General features: G+C 65.9%; 12 protein-coding genes. 8 read left to right on the forward strand and 4 right to left on the reverse strand.

Annotated elements, in window-relative coordinates:
- Positions 1-5: 5 nt before the first annotated feature.
- The 4 genes from tssK to tssA are packed head-to-tail and all read left to right on the forward strand — an operon-like array spanning position 6 to position 7,089.
- Complete coding sequence (gene tssK / locus BR71_RS05165; RefSeq protein WP_244269589.1) at positions 6-1,352, forward strand: type VI secretion system baseplate subunit TssK; 1,347 nt, start codon at positions 6-8, stop codon at positions 1,350-1,352.
- Positions 1,342-2,106, forward strand: coding sequence for a DotU family type IV/VI secretion system protein (locus tag BR71_RS05170; RefSeq protein WP_081862555.1), 765 nt, complete (start codon positions 1,342-1,344; stop codon positions 2,104-2,106). Before tssK ends, BR71_RS05170 begins: the two co-directional genes overlap by 11 nt.
- On the forward strand, positions 2,103-5,954 hold the full coding sequence (locus BR71_RS05175) for a type VI secretion protein IcmF/TssM N-terminal domain-containing protein (RefSeq protein WP_043633499.1): 3,852 nt from the start codon (positions 2,103-2,105) through the stop codon (positions 5,952-5,954). Before BR71_RS05170 ends, BR71_RS05175 begins: the two co-directional genes overlap by 4 nt.
- 31 nt (positions 5,955-5,985) lie before the next feature.
- Positions 5,986-7,089: a type VI secretion system protein TssA gene (gene tssA / locus BR71_RS05180; RefSeq protein WP_043633502.1), complete on the forward strand. Its 1,104-nt coding sequence runs from the start codon at positions 5,986-5,988 to the stop codon at positions 7,087-7,089.
- Between the two features lie 186 nt (positions 7,090-7,275).
- On the opposite strand, the gene BR71_RS05185 is transcribed toward tssA, so the two are convergent.
- From BR71_RS05185 to BR71_RS05200, 4 genes are all read right to left on the reverse strand, one after another.
- Positions 7,276-7,941 (reverse strand): hypothetical protein, encoded by a 666-nt coding sequence (locus BR71_RS05185; protein WP_043633505.1) that lies wholly within the window; start codon positions 7,939-7,941, stop codon positions 7,276-7,278.
- A gap of 256 nt (positions 7,942-8,197) precedes the next feature.
- Positions 8,198-9,559 carry an alkaline phosphatase gene (locus tag BR71_RS05190; protein ID WP_231138314.1) on the reverse strand — a complete coding sequence of 454 codons (1,362 nt, stop codon included), beginning with the start codon at positions 9,557-9,559 and terminating at the stop codon, positions 8,198-8,200.
- A gap of 49 nt (positions 9,560-9,608) precedes the next feature.
- A complete protein-coding gene (locus tag BR71_RS05195; RefSeq protein ID WP_052370350.1) occupies positions 9,609-11,057 on the reverse strand; it encodes an alkaline phosphatase in 1,449 nt (482 codons plus the stop codon).
- Between the two features lie 272 nt (positions 11,058-11,329).
- Entirely contained in the window at positions 11,330-11,644 is a 315-nt protein-coding gene (locus tag BR71_RS05200; protein WP_043633513.1) for a DnaJ domain-containing protein, read from the reverse strand.
- A gap of 317 nt (positions 11,645-11,961) precedes the next feature.
- Between BR71_RS05200 and BR71_RS05205 the strand changes: the two genes are divergently transcribed.
- The 4 genes from BR71_RS05205 to BR71_RS23330 form a co-directional block, all read left to right on the forward strand.
- Positions 11,962-12,408, forward strand: a complete 447-nt coding sequence (locus BR71_RS05205) for a GNAT family N-acetyltransferase (RefSeq protein WP_043633516.1) — start codon at positions 11,962-11,964, stop codon at positions 12,406-12,408.
- A 318-nt stretch (positions 12,409-12,726) separates the two neighbouring features.
- On the forward strand, positions 12,727-13,356 hold the full coding sequence (locus BR71_RS05210) for a LysE family translocator (protein WP_043633520.1): 630 nt from the start codon (positions 12,727-12,729) through the stop codon (positions 13,354-13,356).
- Between the two features lie 330 nt (positions 13,357-13,686).
- Entirely contained in the window at positions 13,687-17,166 is a 3,480-nt protein-coding gene (locus BR71_RS05215) for a hypothetical protein (protein ID WP_156038826.1), read from the forward strand.
- A 44-nt stretch (positions 17,167-17,210) separates the two neighbouring features.
- Positions 17,211-17,458 (forward strand): transposase (locus BR71_RS23330; RefSeq protein WP_156038828.1); only part of this gene is annotated, 248 nt, incomplete at its 3' end.

The raw sequence follows: 17,458 nt of genomic DNA on the forward strand, positions 1-17,458 counted from the left end.
AAGCAGTGCCACAGGCAGTGTGTTGGTACGAGGGGATGCAGTTGCTGCCCCAGCATTTTCAATGGCAGGCGCTGAGGTCGGACGCGGTGTCCGCGGTGCTGGCGGCGGCGGCCCAGCCGCTGTATTGGGGCGTGCTGGAGCTGGAGCTGGACGAGGCGGCGCTGGCCGGCGGCGTGGCGCGGGTGTCCGCGCTGGAGGCGGTGCTGCCGGACGGCCTGCCGCTGCGCTTTGACGCCGGCGACGGCGCGGAGCTCCGCTGCGACGTGACGGCGGCCGCGGCGGAAGCGCCGGGCCGCACGGTGACGGTCTATCTGGCGCTGCCGCCCTTGTGGCGCGCCGGCCGGCTGGATCCCGCCGCCGGGCGTTTTCGCTCGGAAAACAGTGAGGCGGTGCCGGATTTGAGCAGCGGGGAAAACCCGGCCAGCCTGACGCTGTGGCGGCCGGACATCCGCCTGGTCACCGAGGCCGAACGCGCCGACATGATTTGCTTGCCGCTGTTGCGCATCGCCCAGCAAGGCGGCGGCTTCTCCCGCCGCGCCTACGCGCCGCCGTCGCCGCGGCTGCTGCCGGACAGCCTGCTGGGGCGCAAGGTGGCGGCGCTGTGCGCCAAGGCGCGCGAGAAGTGCGTGTTCCTGAGTGGCCGTCTGCGCCAGGCCAAGGAGGCCGGCAAGGACGACGATATCGACGAAATCCGCCGCCAGTTGGCGGCGCTGTGGGCGCGGCTGCCGGAAGTGGAAGCCGCGCTGGGCAGCCGCGCCGCCCATCCCGCCGCCTTGTTCGGCTTGCTGGCCGGCATGGCCGGCTCGCTGACCGCGCTGGACCCGGGCGCCGGCGCGCCGGTGTTCCCCGCCTTCAATTACCAGGAACTGCTGGCCAGCTACGAGCCGCTGCTGAACTGGTTGTCCGCCGCGCTGGACCGGGTGCGCGCCGGCTACCGCAGCCTGCCGTTCAACCGCGACGCCGAGGGCTTCTGGATTTCGCTGCCGGAGGCCGCGCGCGACAGCGGGCGCTTGATCGTTGGCCTGCGCATGCCCGGCGGCGCGCCGGACTCCGCCGCCCAGCAATGGTTGGCCCAGGCCATCATCGCCTCGGAACCGCACGTGGCCACGCTGGCGCGCCAGCGCATGCGCGGCTTGTCCTTCCAGCCCTTGGACCGCGCGGAGCAAGTGGCGTACAGCGTGGGCGACGACACCCGGCTGTTCGCCTTGCTGGCCAGCGGGGACTGGCTGCAGCCGGAGCTGCCGCTGCGCATGACGCTGCCGGCCGGCGGCGCGGCGCTGGAGCCGTGGGAGGCGCTGCTTTTCGTCGCCGATCCGCGCGACGAGGCCGATGGAGAACGCCATGCTGGATAGCGCGCTGTCCCAGCCGCTGGGGGCGCTGGCGCAAGCGCCGCTGAGCGCCACTTTTGAAGACGCCTACGCCGAATGGCTGCAAGTGTTCCGGGAATTGGCCGGCGGCGGCCACAAAGCCGAAATCGCCGCCGAACTGGCGGCCGAGCAGGGCGGCTTGCTGGCGCGGCGTTTGAGCCGCGCCGCAGGCGCGCGCGTGGGCGCGGCCGGGCAAAGCCAGATCGAGGCATTGCAGTATCTGTTCGTTGCCCTGATAGACGAACGCCTGCTGTTTGAGGAGTGGCCGGGGCAGAGCCTGTGGCAGGCCACGCCGCTGGAGCAGCGGCTGTTTGGCAGCCGCGCCGCCGGCGACAAGGTGCCGGCGCTGATAGAGCGGGTGTTGCGCGAGCGCGATCCGGCCAGCCGGGACTTGGCCAACGTCTGCCTGCAAACGCTGACGCTGGGTTTCTACGGCCGGCTGCGGGGACAGGGCGGGCTGGCCCAGCACGAGGAATGGCGGCGCGAGCTGTTCGCTTTCGCTTACCAGCGCGACGCCGACATCCGCAGCCTGGCGCCGGCGCTGGAGCGCAGCAGCAATGTGCCGCCGCTGCGGCTGACGGTGCGGCGCATGCTGCCGGACGGCTTCCGGCTGGCGCTGGGCGTGGCGGCCATCCTGGTGGGCATGTCGGTGGTGGGGCACGTGTTTTGGCATGACATCGTATCGAGAGTGGAGCCCATGCTGTACCGGGGGGCGGACGGGGACGGGCAAAGCAAATGACGATACAGACCATAGTGGGCATTGTATTGCTGACCCTGTTGATCCTGCTGGCCTTGGCGGCGTTGATCTGGTGGTTGCGGCGCGAGGCCGATCCGGCGCGGCGCAGCTTCCGCGGCTCGGTGCGCCGTTTCGAGCGCGAGATCGGCGCGGAAGACCGCTACCAGACCCCCTGGGTGCTGGCGGTGGGAGACAGGGTGCGTAATGTGGAGGCGCTGTGCGCCTCGCTGCAGCTGAAGAGCGAGGGCGAGGTCAATTGGTTTGGCCGCTGGTGGTACGGCGGCGACGGCGCGGTGTTGGTGATCCCGGACGATATGTTCAGTCATCCGGAAGGCGCGTTGGCGCCGCTGTCCGCCTGGCGGCGGCTCTTGGGCGTGCTGTTGCGCAGCCGCGCCGCGCGGCCGCTGGACGCGCTGATCTGGACCGTGTCCGCCAGCCAGCTGTGGAGCGAGCACCTGGCGGTGAGCGCCGGCCTGGCCGCCGCCAAGAAGTTTGCCGATCTGCAAAGACGGCTGGGTCTGAGCCTGCCCATCTATCTGGTGGTGACCGAGACCGAACAGGCTCCGGGCTTCCTGGAGCTGGCGCAGGCGTTGCCGCGCGAAGCGCGCGACGCGATGCTTGGGTGGTCCTCGCCCTACGCCGCCAGCGCCGCCTATCAATCCGACTGGATAGAACAGGCCTTGACGCGGCTGCGGCTGACGCTGAGCGAAACCATCGCCGAATTCGGCGCCCTGCAAGGCGGGATGTCCACGGATTTGTACCTGCTGCCGCGCAGCTTTGAGGCGGTGCGGGCCAATTTGCAAGCCTTGTGCGACCCGGTGTTCCGAGGCAACGCGCTGGGCGAGGCGCCGCAATTGCGCGGCATCTATTTCACCGGCGCCCAGGCCGCGCCGGAAGGCGATCTGGAAGACACCGCCGCGCCGCCGGCGCTGCCCCTGTTCGCCGGCCGGCTGCTGCGCCAGCGAGTGCTGGCGGAGCAGGGCCTAGCCCAGCCGGTGCCGCGCATCTTGCGGCTGCGCCAGCGCTGGCATCGCTGGACACTGATCGGCATGGGCCTGTTCGCCGCCTTGTGGCTGGCCGGCATCAGCTGGTATTGGCATACGGCCACCGACGACGCCGACGCGCTAGGCCGCCAACTGCGCATTCTGCAACTGGACCGGGGCGGGCCGCGGCCGGAGCTGGGCAACGACGCCGCGGCGCGCCAAAGCGTCGTCGCCTTCTGGCGCGCGCTCAAGGACGCGCCGTCGCGTCGTTTCGGCACCTTGCTGCTGCCCACCTCGCTGATGTCCCCGGTGGACGGCCGCATCGACGAAACCATCGAATACGCGTTGCGCCGCGCGGTGATGCTGCCCTTGCAACAGCGGCTGCTGCGCGACGCCGAACAACTGCGGCGGCTGGGCGAAGCCGGCGCGGACAGCGTCAGCGACGACACCGCCGCGCCGGAAAAATGGCCGGCCTATCTGCTGGCGCGGCAATTGACCGGCGACGCGACCAAGCTGGAACAGCGCGTCAGCCAGTTCAACCATGCGGTGCACGACGGCAACGCCACGCTGGACGAGGCGGCGGAGCTGGCCAACGGCCTGTTCGGCCTCAGCCTGCGCGCGCCGCAGAACGCCCAGCGCGACAATCTGCGCCGCATCCTGCTGTCCAGCGATCAACTGGTGGCCGCGCCCATCGACCTTGCCAAGATCCGCCCGCAAGTAGGCGATCACTTCAGCGCGCTGATGCAAGCCTGGCTTGGCCAGCTCTACACCAATCAAACCTTCGACCTTACCGCCCAGCAATTACAGAAACAGCTGTTGATGCTGGAATCCGGCCAGGGCAACTCCTTGCCGGAACTGGACAGCGTGGCCGGTCACATCGGCCTGCTGCAAAGCCTGGTCAACGCCACCAACAGCGCCTGGAGCCGCGCCGCCGGCCAAGACCTGGTGCCCGGCTACAGCGCGATGCTGGACGGCGCGCGCCGTTCCAGCCTGATAGGCCGCGACGCGGTGGCGCGGGTAGCGGACTACTCCGCGGTGGCGCGCCAGGAATTCCGCAAGCGCTGGCTGGGCGGCGTGGGGGCGACTTCGGCGCTGCTGGCGCAAGGGCCGGCCGGCGGCCTGGAGCTGCAGGATCAGGTGCTCAAGCTGAACGTGACCCTGGCCTCGCTCTTGAAGCAAGACTTCGTCGCCAGCGCGCGGGCGCAGGGCGAGAGCGGCCCGACGGCGAGCGGGCTGGCGAATATGGACGCCGAGGCGATGGCGGCGGCGCTGCGCCATTACGACGGTTACCAGAAATACGTGGCCGGCAGCGCCGGCCTGATGCCGCCCGCCTACCGCAAGGGCCTGGAGCGCGCCTTGCAGGACAGCGCGGCGCGGGCGATGTGGAGCGCCTTGAGCGGCCGCCGAGCCGAGCCGTCGGTGGGTTTGAATGGCGGATCCATAGACGAGGGCAACGCCTTCGACGCACAGGCCAAGGCGGCCACCCCGGTATTGGCGGCGTTGGATGAACTAGCCCAACCCGCTTTCCGCGACAGCGTGCTGCGCGAGATGGACCGGCGCGCGCTGCAATCCTTGCGTCACGCGGAACGCAGCCTGCAAGGGCTGGCGGTGTACCAGCCGCTGCAAGGCAGCTTCCGCTGGTGGGACGGCTCGCGCAACGCCGGGGCCCGCGCCTTCCGCGCCGGCGGCGCGCGGGAATTGCAGCAATACCTGGGCTCTCAGCTTGAGCTGGTGGGCAATCTGGTCCAGGCCCAGGCTCCGGCGCTGAGCTGGCTGGCCTCGCACAAGTCCTCGATGTCGGTGAGCGATCAGCAACTGCAGCAACGCTGGCAAAGCGCCGCCGTCGAACTGCGCCACTACAAGGAAAAAGCCGCAAACAGCGCGCCGGCGGTGCTGGAAACCATGATCTCCAAGGATTTCAACGAGATGGACGTGGGCAATTGCCGCGCGGTGCTGGACCAGGTGGAACTGCCGGCCGCCGGCAACGTTTTCTCAGACCGCGCCCAGACCCTGGTCAGCCTGGCCAGCGACCGCTGCGGCGCTTTGCGCACCCAGGCGGGGGCCGCCGCTTACCAGAAGCTGAGCGCCTTCTTCAATCAATACCTGGCCAACCGCTTCCCCTTCGCCGCCAAGCTGAGCGCGCCGGACGCCGCGCCGGATCGGGTGGCGGAATTCATGCGGCTGATGGACGACAGCGGCGGGCTGGCCGCCGCGGGGCTGCAGGACCTCAAGTCCGGCCAGGCCCAGGCGGCGCGGCGCTTCCTGGACGCGGCCAAGGCGGCGCGTGGCTGGCTGGGCCCGATGTTCGCCCGCGAGGGCGGCGGGCCGTGGCAGGGCGTGGACGTGGAGGTGCGCTGGCGCACCGACCGCGAGCACGAGCAGGCGGCGGACCAGGTGATCGAATGGACACTGGCCAGCGGCGGCCAGCGCTTGCGCTACCCCGGCGGCGATGGTCAGCGCCTGCACTGGAACATCGGCCAGCCGGTGACGGCGACCCTGCGCTGGGCCAAGGAGTCGCAGCAGGCGCCGGAGGAGGATTCAACGCAAAGCGGGCTGACCGTGTTCGACCGGCTGGCCAGCTGGAACTACGGCGGTCAATGGGGCTTGCTGCGCTTGCTGCGCGAGAACAACTCGCCGCTGCGCGTCAACAACGCGGAGGGCTTCAACGACGTGGGCCTGATGCTGGCTCTGCCGGTGCGCAACCCGGCGCTGCAAGGCAGCGGCAACGCGCAAATGTTCATGAGGCTGACGCTGCAAGCGCCGGGAGGCAAGAGCGGCCTGGCCGTGGCCAGCCTGCCTTACACCGCGCCGCCCTCGCCGTTCCGCACGGCAGCCAACCCGCGGCTGGCCGCGATAGAGGGCAGTTGATGCGCGCTTTGAACACCATGAGGAAACGGCCATGAGCGCCACCTTGCGTCTGGATACCCTGTTGCAACCCATTGCCGCGGACAGCCCCGGCGGCGAAGCGCTGCGCTACGCGCCGGAATACGACCAACTGCGCGAACTGCGGCGCGAGGACGACCCCAGCCTGCCCGCCGGCATCTGGGAAAGCGATTTGAAGCGGGCGGACTGGCCCGGCGTGGAACGCGTCGCCTCCGCGCTCTTGGCCGAGCGCAGCAAGGATTTGATGGTGGCGGCCTGGCTGGGCGAATCCTGGCTGCACCTGTTGGGCTTGCCCGGCTTGGAAGCGGCGCTGGCGCTGAGCGCGCAGTGTTGCGAACAGTTTTGGGACAGCCTGCATCCCTTGCCGCAGCAAGGCGATCTGAGCTTTCGCACCGGCCCGCTGGAATGGCTGGCCAAGACCTACGCCGCCACGCTGGCGGCCCAAGTGCCGCTGCTGGACGCGCCGCCGCCGCAGGAGCGGCAGCCGCTGACCCTGCGGCAATGGCAGGACCTGAACCGCCGGCTGCTGGCCGGCGGCGACGAGGGCAAGCTGGAGCGCGAGCAGGCGCGCCACGAGCAGCAGAAGCTGAACGACTGGGTGCGCGCGCTGCCGCCGGCTGTGCTGGAAGATAGCCGCGGCGCGCTGGCGCGCAGCCGGCAATGGCTGGCGCGGCTGCAGGCCTGGTGCGACGAACGCATGGGCGCGGACGCGCCGTCCTACGCGCCGCTGAACCAGGCGCTGGAGCAGGCGGCGCAGGCCTTGCAGGAGCTGGCCGTGCTGCATCCCGGCCCGCCGTCGGAACTGGATAACGCCGCCATCCACCACGCCGAAACCGCCGCGCCGCCGGCCGCTGTCGAAGCCGGCAACAGCGCGCCGCCGCCCGTTGCGGCCGCGCCGATGTTCACCCAGCGCGAGCCGCAGGGGCGGGAAGACGCTTACCGCCAGCTACGCGGCATCGCCGACTACCTGGCGCGCACCGAACCGCACAGCCCGGTGCCCTATTTGATCTACCGAGCAGTGGAGTGGGGAGAAAAGCCGCTGCGCGAACTGCTGGCGGAACTGATAGACAGCGACGCCGAGGCGCGGCGGCTGTGGTCCTTGCTGGGGGTGTTGCCTTAGAACCTGTTTGCGATCTGCTGCGCGTCGGCGATACGGCGTTGAAAACGTCTTCGAAATGCTCATGTACCACGCGTACATTCCGCTTTTTCGCTCGTTTTCGCCTTGTCTCGCTCTAGCTCGCTAGATGGTAAACAGGCTCTTAGGCGGGCAAGCCGAGGGCCGCCCGCTTTTCCGGATGAGGCGGGCTCAGTCCAGCGTATCCATATAGTCCTTGCTGCGCAGCCGCCCGGTTTGCGCCCAGGGCAATGGCTGGCCGGCGGCCAGCGGGCGGATGTCCACGCGCATGCTTTCGCGATGGCGGCCGTCCTGCGAGCGGGACTCCACCCGCAGCGGCAGCGCCCAGCGCGTGCTCCATTGCAATTGCTTGCTGTGGCCGTTGGCGGTTTTGCGATACCAGCGGCTGCCGTCCGCGCCGGGGCCGACGGTAAAGCCTTTCAGTTTTTCAATGTCCACCAGCTGGCTGGCCAGGGTCCAGGAGCCGTCGAAGCCCACGTCGCTCCATTCGCGCTGGCCCACCTGCACCAGCAGCCGCTGTTGCGGCACGGCGAATTCCAGCCGCGGCTGGCCTTTGGCGTCCAGCCACACGTGGCGGCTGGCGGCGGCGTAGTCGATATGATCGTGGCCGTCTTCCGCGCCATGATCGTGGTCATGGCCGCCGGCGCGCGCGTTCAGCCGTTCGCGCCAGACGTGTTTGCCCTGGCGGGTCAGTTTTTCCCGATAGCGTATGGTTTTTTCCACGCCGTCGTTGCCGATGGTGACGGTTTCGTAGCTGATGGTGGCCACCAGGTCCGGCACGGCGGCGCGCAGGACCGGGGGCAGGGCCAGCAAGGCTAGCGGCAGCAGGATTTTCATCGTGGTCTTTCGTCATTCGTAAAAGGAGGCTTGCCCGAGGGCAAGCCGAATGGAGTGAATCCGTGACGGCCGCGCCGGGCCTGGAGCGGCGCCGGCGCGGGGGCGAGGGTTTAGAGCCTGTTTACGATTTCGCGAGCTAGAGCGAGACAAGGCGAAAACGATTGAAAAAGCGGAATGTACGCGTGGTACATGAGCATTTTGAGCTTGTACTCACCGTGTAACGCTCCACGACGCGCAGCAGATCGTAAACAGGTTCTTACAAGCCCAGCGCGCTTTTCACCAGGCCAAACACCTTGGTGTTGTCCATCACGCCCTTGAAGCCCTTGGAGCCGGCGCCGCCGGACATCAGCATCACGTCGCCGCCGCCGTGGGTTTCGCTGGACAGGCGGATGCCGGTTTCCTGTTGGTAGTCGTCGCCCATCGCGGTGGCGGAGTCCACCGATACGCGGGTGGCCTTGCGGTTGGGGCCGTTGCCGAATACCAGCGCGGTGTAGGTGGCGCCGTCCGCGTCCTTGGATTCCTTGCCGTCGGCGTAGCCGCGCACGATGTCGTGAATGGGGTTGCCGCGCTTGGCGTAGCCGTTGATGGTCATGGTGTGGTCGTGGTCCGCGGTGACCACGATCAGGGTGTTGTTGAGGTCCACCTTGGCCAGTGCGGTCTTGATGGCGTTGTCGAAGGCGATGGTGTCTTCCAGCGCGCGCTTGGCGTTGGTGCCGTGCAGCGCGTGGTCGATGCGGCCGCCTTCCACCATCAGCACATAGCCGTTGCCGTTGCGGGACAGGGTGTCGATGGCCTTGGCGGTCATATCGGCCAGGCTGGGCTGGTTAAGATTGTTCTTCACCCGGTCCAGCTCGTAGTCCATGTGGTCTTTGTTGAAGATGCCCAGCAGTTTGCTGCCGGACTGCGGATTGAAGGCGGCCAGCTCGCTGCCGCTGCTGACCAGGGTGTAGCCCTTGGCTTGCATCTCGGTCAGCAGGTTGCGGCCGTCCGGGCGTTTGCCGCCGGAGGCGGTGGGCAGGAAGAATTTGCTGCCGCCGCCCATCAGCACGTCCAGGCCGGCGCCCAGCTTGGCGTTGTAGCCGGCGCCGCCCGGAACCGCCTGGGCGGCGATGTCGGATTCGGCGTCGCGGTGGCAGACGTGGGCGTAAGTGGCGGCCGGGGTGGCGTGGGTGACGCGGGTGGTGGTCACCGCGCCTATGGCCTTGCCCTTGGCCTTGGCCAGCTCCAGCAGGGTGGTGGCCGCTTGGCCGTTGCCGACGCCGCAATTGCCGGTGCCGTTGCTGTTGGGGTCGATGGCGCGGGTGTCGGCGGACATGGAGATGACTTCGTTGTTCATCTTCACGCCGGTCATATAGGCGGACATGGACGGCGCGCTGTCGGTGGTTTGCGCGTCGTTGGAGAAGGTTTTGACGCGGGCGGTGCGGGACAGCTGTTCCATGTTCAGCTTGCCGGCTTCGCCGTATTTGTAGATGCGGGAGGCGGTGACGGTGGTGGGGCCCATGCCGTCGCCCAGGAAGAAGATCACGTTCTTGGCTTCGCCCGCGGCCTGGGCCGGGAGCGCGTGCAGGGCGGCGGCCAGCGCGGCAACGCTCAGCAGCGGTTTCATCATCGGTTTCATTGCGGTTCTCTTGTATGGATATTTGCGTAGCGTTTGGGGGCGGCGCGGCTCAAAGCGCTGCGGCTTTCTTCACCAGGCCAAACACGTCGATATTCTCCAGGAAGCCCTGGAAGGCGTCCGAACCCTGGCCGATGGCGCCAATGAAGACATCGGTGCCGCCGTGGGTCTCGCCGCCGGCCGGCATGCGCACCGCGGCTTCCTGGTGGTAGTCGTTGGCGGAGACCGCGGCGTCGGTCAGCGCGGTAGCGGCGTTGCGGTTGCCGTTGACGCGATTTTCGCCGTTGCCGAAGCCGATGATGGAGTAGGGCATGCCGTCGGCGTCGGTGGCCACGCTGCCGTTGCTGTAGTTTTTCACCAGGCCCAGCACGCCGGGATTGCTGGGGGTGGTCTTGCCGGTGCGTTGGGCGTAGCCGTTGAGCACCAGGGTGTGGTCGTGGTCCGCGGTGACCACGATCAGGGTGTTTTTCAGGTCCGGATCGCGCTGTTTCATCGCGTCGATGGCGGTCTTGATCGCCTGGTCGAAGGCCACGGTGTCCTGCAAGGCTTTCTTGGCGGTGGTTTCATGCAGCGCGTGGTCGATGCGGCCGCCTTCCACCATCAGGAAAAAGCCCTGCTTGTCCTTGCGGTCCGCCAGCATGGAGATGGCCTTGGCGGTCATCTCGGCCAGACTGGGTTCCTTGGCGGCGTCTCGGTCCAGGTCGTAGCTCATGTGGCTGCTGGTGAACAGGCCCACTGCGCGGTTGGTCTTGGCCGGGTCCAGCGCGTTGAAGCCGGTTTTGTCCGCGGCGTAGCCGTAGCCCTTGGCTTTCAGCTCCGCCACCAGGTCGCGGCCGTCGGCGCGTTTGCCGCCGGCGGCCTTGGGCAGGAAGAACTGGCGGCCGCCGCCAAACACCACGTCCACGCCGTCTTGCAGCTTGGCGTTGTATAGCGCGCCGCCCGGCACCAGTTGGGCGGCGATGTCGGATTCGGCGTCGCGGTGGCAGACGTGGGCGTAAGTGGCGGCCGGGGTGGCGTGGGTGACGCGGGTGGTGGTGACCACGCCGGTGGCCTTGCCGCCGGCCTTGGCCAGCTCCAGCAGGGTGCTGACCGGCTGGCCGTTGCCGCTGCCGCAGTTGGAGGTGAAGTCCGCGTTGGGGGATTTGGCCTGGGTGTTGGTGGACATGGAGATGACTTCGTTGTTCATCTTCACGCCGGTCATGTAGGCGGACATGGACGGCGCGCTGTCGGTGACTTGAGCGTCGTTGGAGAAGGTTTTGACGAAGCCGCTTTCCGGCAGCGTGTCCATGGTCAGTTCGCCGTCTTCGCCCACGGAGTAGATGCGGGCGGCGGTGGTGGTGTTGATGCCCATGCCGTCGCCCAGGAAGAAGATTACGTTTTTGGCGACGGGGCGTAGGCCCTGGTTATTGTTGGCGGAGCCGCTGGCGGGGCCGCCGTTGCTGCCGCAGGCGGCCAGGCCGATGGCGGCCGTCACGGCCAGGGTCAGGCTAAGGATGCGCATGATGTTATGTTCCGGGCATGAAAAAATCCGGCACAGCATAGTGGGCGCATGTTTCGGACAGGAGAGGTTTTGATGAAGCTTTTGTTGCCGAGTCAACCGGGAGGGGGCTTGGGCGTTGGCGGGCTGCGCTTAGAACCTATTTATGATCTGCTGCGCGTCGGCGATACGGCGTTGAAACCGGCTTCGAAATGCTCATGTACCATTTGTACATTCCGCTTTCTCAGCCGTTTTCGCCTTGTCTCGCCTTAGCTCGCGAGATCGTAAACAGGCTCTTAGCGTTGCTTGGCGCACAGGGGCAGCAGCCGTTGATAGGCGGCGTTGATTTCCTTGCTTTTGCGTTCCGCCAGCTCGCGCAGCTCCAGGCCCAGGGCGCTGACCTTGTCCGGATGGTATTCCGCCATCCGCGCCCGGTAAGCCGCTTTGAGCTCCTCCGCGGAGCAGGGCCAGGCGATTTGCAGCACCTGGCAGGCGCGTTCGGTGTCGGAGACGGGGCGGGCCGGCGGCGTCTCCGGTCGCGAAGGACTCAGCGCCCGGCGGATCAGCCAGTAGGCCAGCAGGGCAAACAACAGCAGCGCAATCAATCGCATCGATACGGCTCCTTGGCAGAGGGCCGCCCGCGCTTGCGGACGGAATAGCAATATGGAGCGGCGGGCCGGCCGCGGGTTCCCGGCGCGGGGCCGCTGCCGGCGAAACTTTGCCGCCGGCGGGCGGTCCCATTCGGCCCGGCTATGTTCTTTTAAGAGTAGCTAACAACAGTCAGTGTTACGGCTGAGGCAAGGCGCGCCGACGCAGGCAGTACTTGAGTACGGCCAGTCGGCGCAACGCGGCATCAGGACTATTGTTAGCCGCTCGTAATCTAGCGGCGCCCGCCTATCCGGGGAGGAGGCGGCCCGCAAGGAAGCGTATGAGTTCCACCATCCGTCTGGCCGTCCGGGCCGACATCGCCGCGCTGTTCGATATCCGCACCAGCGTCCGGCAAAACCACCTTTCCATCGAGCAACTGGCCGGCCTTGGCATCACGCCGGAGACTATCGCCGAAACCATCGCCGCCGCGCCCTGCGCCTGGATCGCGGAGCAGGACGGCCAGCCGGCCGGCTTCGCCATGGCGGACCTGGACGCCGGCGAAGTGTTCGCCTTGTTCATCAAGCCGGAGTTCGAGGGCTTGGGCCTGGGCCGGCAACTGCTGCGCCAGGCGGAGACCGCGCTGTTTCAGCGCCATTTGGTGATCCGGCTGACCACCGACGGCGACGAAGCCATCCGCGCCAACGGCTTTTACCAGCGTCAGGGGTGGCGGCAAGCCGGCTTGGCAGAGGGCGGAGATGTGGTGTACGAGAAGCGGCGCGGGGGCTGAACGAGGCGCGCCTCCGGCGACGAGGCTGATGAGCCGGGGGCGTGCCGGATACGCGGGCTCCCGAGCGTTTGGAGGCGCGCCGCTTGCAGGTAAAGAGGGAGCGCTTCTTCTTTAAGCGCATAAGCATAAGCCAATATGCCACTACAGCCGCGCCGGCTTTTATATTATGATGCCGGCTCTGCGTTGTTTGCCGCCCCTGTCCGCAATACCCAGTTCCCTGTTTCATGCCAAGACGCCGCGTTTCGCGCGCGCCTTCGTCGTCGACTGTTTTCGGGTGGCCGCGCCAAGTCATAGATGATAGCCGTCCTGGAGTTTTGAATGAGTTTCACCACCTTGTTGCTATATATCGTCGCCGTCAGCGCCGTGATGATCACCCCCGGTCCGTCCATGCTGCTGGCGCTCAACAACGGCGCCAGCCACGGCATGCGCATCGCCAGCTACGGCTTTGCCGGCGCGGTGTTGTCCGATCTGCTGTTGATCGCGGCCGTGGGCTGCGGCCTGGGCGCGCTGTTGCAAGCGTCGGAACAATTGTTTTCCATCGTCAAATGGGGCGGAGCCGCCTATCTGGTCTATCTGGCCTGGATGATGTGGCGCGCGCCCACTCAGGCGCTGGCGGCCAGCGCACAGAACGGCGAGGCCAGCGGGCGCGGCACGTTTTTGCGTTCGCTGGTGGTGGGCCTGTCCAATCCCAAGGGGCTGCTGTTTTTTACCGCCTTCCTGCCGCAGTTCATCCGCCAGGACCAGCCGGCGGTGCCGCAATACATGATTCTGGCCGTGGTCACCGCCAGCGTGGATTGCGTGATGATGTTCATCTACGCCTACGGCGGCCGCCATGCGATGCGCACCTTCTCCGCCCGCGTCATGGGCTGGATCAACCGCAGTTGCGCCGGCATGCTGGCGGTGTTGGCCATCGGCCTCAGCCTGTACCGCCGCAGCGATATGAGCTGAGCGCGTCGCCGCTGCGCAAGAACAAGCCCGCCGGGATCGGCGGGCTTTTTTATTTCGGTGGTGGTTTCAATAAAACCATTTCGCCAAATCAACAATTTTTGCAAGTCCGGATTACCAGAGGTTCTTTAAGCTGCGTCCTTATAAAAGCTACGGTGCCAGACCGCGCGTCATCCGCCAAGCCCGCCTCATTTGCTCTGGAATTCGCGTAGTTGTGAATTAAGCGCCTCACAACGCATTTCACCCAGACTAGTTGAACGACGAATCTGGGCAAACGAATAGAGCGCCGCCCGTAGACCCCGCACCTTATCCGCGATCCGAAAGTCTGCAAATATGATGATTTCCTCCAAGCTGTCGCGCCTGGCCGCGCCCCAAAGTCTGGTTCATGCCCAGGGCCAGGCCGAAGCCCCGCAGGGTAAAACCACCTTGGCTTACTATCCCTCGCTGCTGCGTGAAACGGAAAAACTGCGCGATATCCGCCAATGGGACCATGACAGCGCCGCACTGCTCAAAATGGCGGCTGGAAAACTGCATTCGGAACAGCAGCTGCTGTCCCCACATTGGGATAACGACCGAATGTTGGCGGAGCTGAACGCTTACGATTGGCGGAGCGGGGGGCAGGGCGCGCCGGCGTATTTGCAGCAGTTCGCCCAAAAGGTAATTCAGGAAGTGGAGTTGCACCCGCAAGCCTATCTGGCGGCTTTTCCCTGTGCGGACGAGACGGCGTCGTCAGAACCCCGGCATAGCCTGGCCGTGGCCGGCATGCTGTCGGACATGTCGAGGAATGTCATTCACAAGGTGCTTGAAAAACTCATCCTCGAGGCGATCCCGCTGCCGCAACTTCGCGCGTTCAAGGACAGCTACCAAGAGTTGCGTGAGATCTGCAAGGGCAATTACAGCCCTCAGCGTAAACTGGAAGAACTGGCTGCGGCGCTGGACCGGCTTGGCCGGCAGTTGGCCAGCGGTAAAGGCGTGGGGGCTCAGGAAGGCCGGAAATTGAGAGCCTATCTCGACGCCGTGGGGCCTTGGTTGAAAAGCGCCAGCGGGCAGTGGGCGTCATTGGAGCACAGCTTGTTGGAGTTGAAGGATCAGCCTTCCGTGCTGGGCAGGACCTTGGAACTGACGGCCGCCGCGGAGAAGCTTTTGACAGATCCGCAGTTGAAGCGAGCGCTGGATGAAGATTGGCTGGACGGCATGGCCCAGAGCCTGGGCGCGGTGAGGCAGACCCTGGGCCAGGTGCGGTTGTGGCAAGCCCTGCCCCAGGAGGCTGGTTTGGGCGATTACCTGGGGATTCTGACGGACAATCCGCTGCTGGAACAGCAGCTCGCCCCATCTTTACTGAGCTTGGGCAAGGCGCTGGCTCAGACGCAAAAGACCGTGCCTTATCCGGTCAATGGGTCGCTTGCGGAGCGATTGGGCTGGTTGGCCGAAACCCTGGCCCGACCGGAGCTGCGGGAGTCGTTGCGACCGCATCTGGAAATGTTGCTGGGCGGCTCCGCTCAGGCGGAGCAATTGCTGGCGGCCTTTCAGTTTGCCGATCAACTGGGCCGCTGCCCGGCGGACAGCGGCTTGGGCGAACAGGCATTGTGGCTGTTGAGCGCTTTGGGCCAAGCCAGCTCGGAGAGTCCGGCATGGTCTTGGACCCGCCAGTTTCAGAGCGCGCTGGGGGCGGATGCGGACACGGTCGCCTTGTTGAATCGCCTGCTGACGTTGAACCGGAGTCCGGAATCCTGGGCGTTGTTGATGCGGGATCTTGGCAAGGCCGCCGCGCCCAGCCTAGGCCTTTGGGCCGGCGCTCATATCGCCGGCCGCTGGTTGCCGGCTCATGCGGCGCAGGAGCTGGAAAAGTTCTACCGCGAAAGCTCGGCTTCCGAAAGCTGGGCCGGCATGTTTCAGCGCATGGCCGGCAGCTTCGTGGCGGTGGCAAAACCTTATCTGGTGGAAAAGCTGATGGGCGATCCGTTGGCCGCGGCCACCGTGCAGTATGCGGAAGCCCTGCAAAACCACACGAGTTGGGAGCAGACGCTGCAATGGTTTGTCGCCCATGATCAAAGCCAGAACCAGACCCTGCAGTTCGCCTACAGCCAATACCTGAACGCCAGGCTGGCTTATCAGGTTTGCCTGGCCTTCAACAGCCAGGACCCGGTGGAAACCGAGGACCGCTTGCGGCTGCTGGCGCGCCAGCTCAAGGATTATCAGGTGGTGCGGCATTATCCACAGTTGGAAAAACTGGTGGATCTGATTCCCTTGCTGCCGGCGTTGAGAGAGGCCGGTCAAACCGTGGGAGCGCAGCCGGTTGCCGACTCCTGGCTGGCCTGGGGCAATCAATGGCTGGACGCGCTGGCCGACAGTAAGAGCGAGAGTGTGCGGGACTTGCGCGAACAACTATCCCGGCGCATGGAAAACTGGCTGGCGGACGCCGTCATGTCCGCTTGCGATGCGTTGGTGCAGCAGCCCTGGAGTCTGCTGCCCGGCGTCGACGCCGCCAGCGCGGCGCGGCCGGCCACCGCGCAGCCGGCCGCGCCGTCCTGGCTGGCCGCCAATTGGCAATTGGCCGGCGGCATCAGCCTGGAAGCCCTGGGCTTGGCCGCCGTGGGCTATGCCTTGTGGCGCGCGCGTCAGGACGCGCCAGCACCGTTGCCGGCGGAGATAGAGCTGAAGGAAATACTGGTGCATTCTGCCCCGGCAGCGCCTCAGGACGAAAGTAGTCCGTTCCAGCTGCCCGTGGCCGAGCAGGCGCCGGCAACCGGCGGATCCGCGTTATGGGAACAGAAAGCGCCGCTTCTGCTCGGCATTGCCGCCATGGCCGCGGGCGGGGCCTTGCTTTATGGCTGGGCGCGCCAAGACGGGGCGCGGCCAAACCCGGCCAACGACGAAGCCTTGCGGCTGGCGCATGAAATCATCACGCAGCTGGATGTGGATGATCTGCATTTTGTGTTTGATCAACCGCAGTTCGCCGTGGAGCTGGAAGGGGAAGAAGGGGGGCCTCTGCACCGGGCGGCCAGGAGTTTGCCAAGTGAAAAAGTAGACGATGAGGAGGACTTGCCGTTTCAGATTGATCAGGTGCTGCACAATCTGGACATGAGCAGGGCGATCCGCACCGAGTTCAACCGCCTTTTTGAAAAGGCGGATCAGGCAGGCGAAGTACGGGAGCTGCCTCCGGGTAAAGAGCGCGATATCCGGAGGCTGCTCAAGACCATTGAGCTGACCAGCGCTTTCATAGACGACATCAAGGACAAGCCTAGCCTCAACGAGTTTCGCGAGTTTGGCCAAGTCATCTTGAAAGACTTGTCCGCGCTTGCTGATGCTCAGACGGATGATTTAAGCAAATCCATCGTTGAGCGTTACCGACAGGGCTTCGCCGTGCAAAGCGCTCAGTTGACAGGAGCGGCCGCACCGACCGACGCGCCGCCAAGCACCGACCAAGCGCTGGCGCAAGCGTTTCAGCTTCAGGGCGAGCAAAGCCTGGAGCGGGTGGAGCGGCTGTATCAGCCGATACTGAATCCCGCCTCATATATTGACGACTATATCCGCAAGGGGATCAGCGCCTTTGAACAGCGCAAGGGAAGCAAGACGCAGTTGCGGCCGGACAGCAAGATACGGGTCGATTACTATCCCAGGGTCCATCCCAACCCTAATTTGCAAGGCCCGAAAGCGCCGCTGCCCGCTAGCCGCTACTTTACGCTGACGGAAATCGTCACCGGCCAGTACCTGTATGAAAGCAAACGCCTGAAGGACTCCTCAGGACGAGAATACCGCGTGACCGGCATGCAGCATCAGGAACTAGTGGATGCGCTGACTAAGACCCGCTAACAAAACCTCTTGATGTCAGATGCGTATGCCCGCATTTGGCGAAGATGAAACGGAAAGTCGTCAGTCAGAAGCTCTGGAAGTCATTGCAACCACTACTTCCTCCACCACCGCGTTCCCGCCGGGGTGGGCGGCCGCGGTTGGATGATTTTGCCGCCCTCAACGGCATCTTGTTTGTTCTCACTACCGGCATTCCTTGGGAGGACCTCCCACAGGAACTCGGTTTTGGCAGCGGTATGACCTGCTGGCGAAGACTGCGCGATTGGCAAGCGCTAGGCATTTGGGACCGCCTACA

The organism is Chromobacterium haemolyticum DSM 19808 (genome assembly GCF_000711885.1).
GTDB lineage: Bacteria > Pseudomonadota > Gammaproteobacteria > Burkholderiales > Chromobacteriaceae > Chromobacterium > Chromobacterium haemolyticum.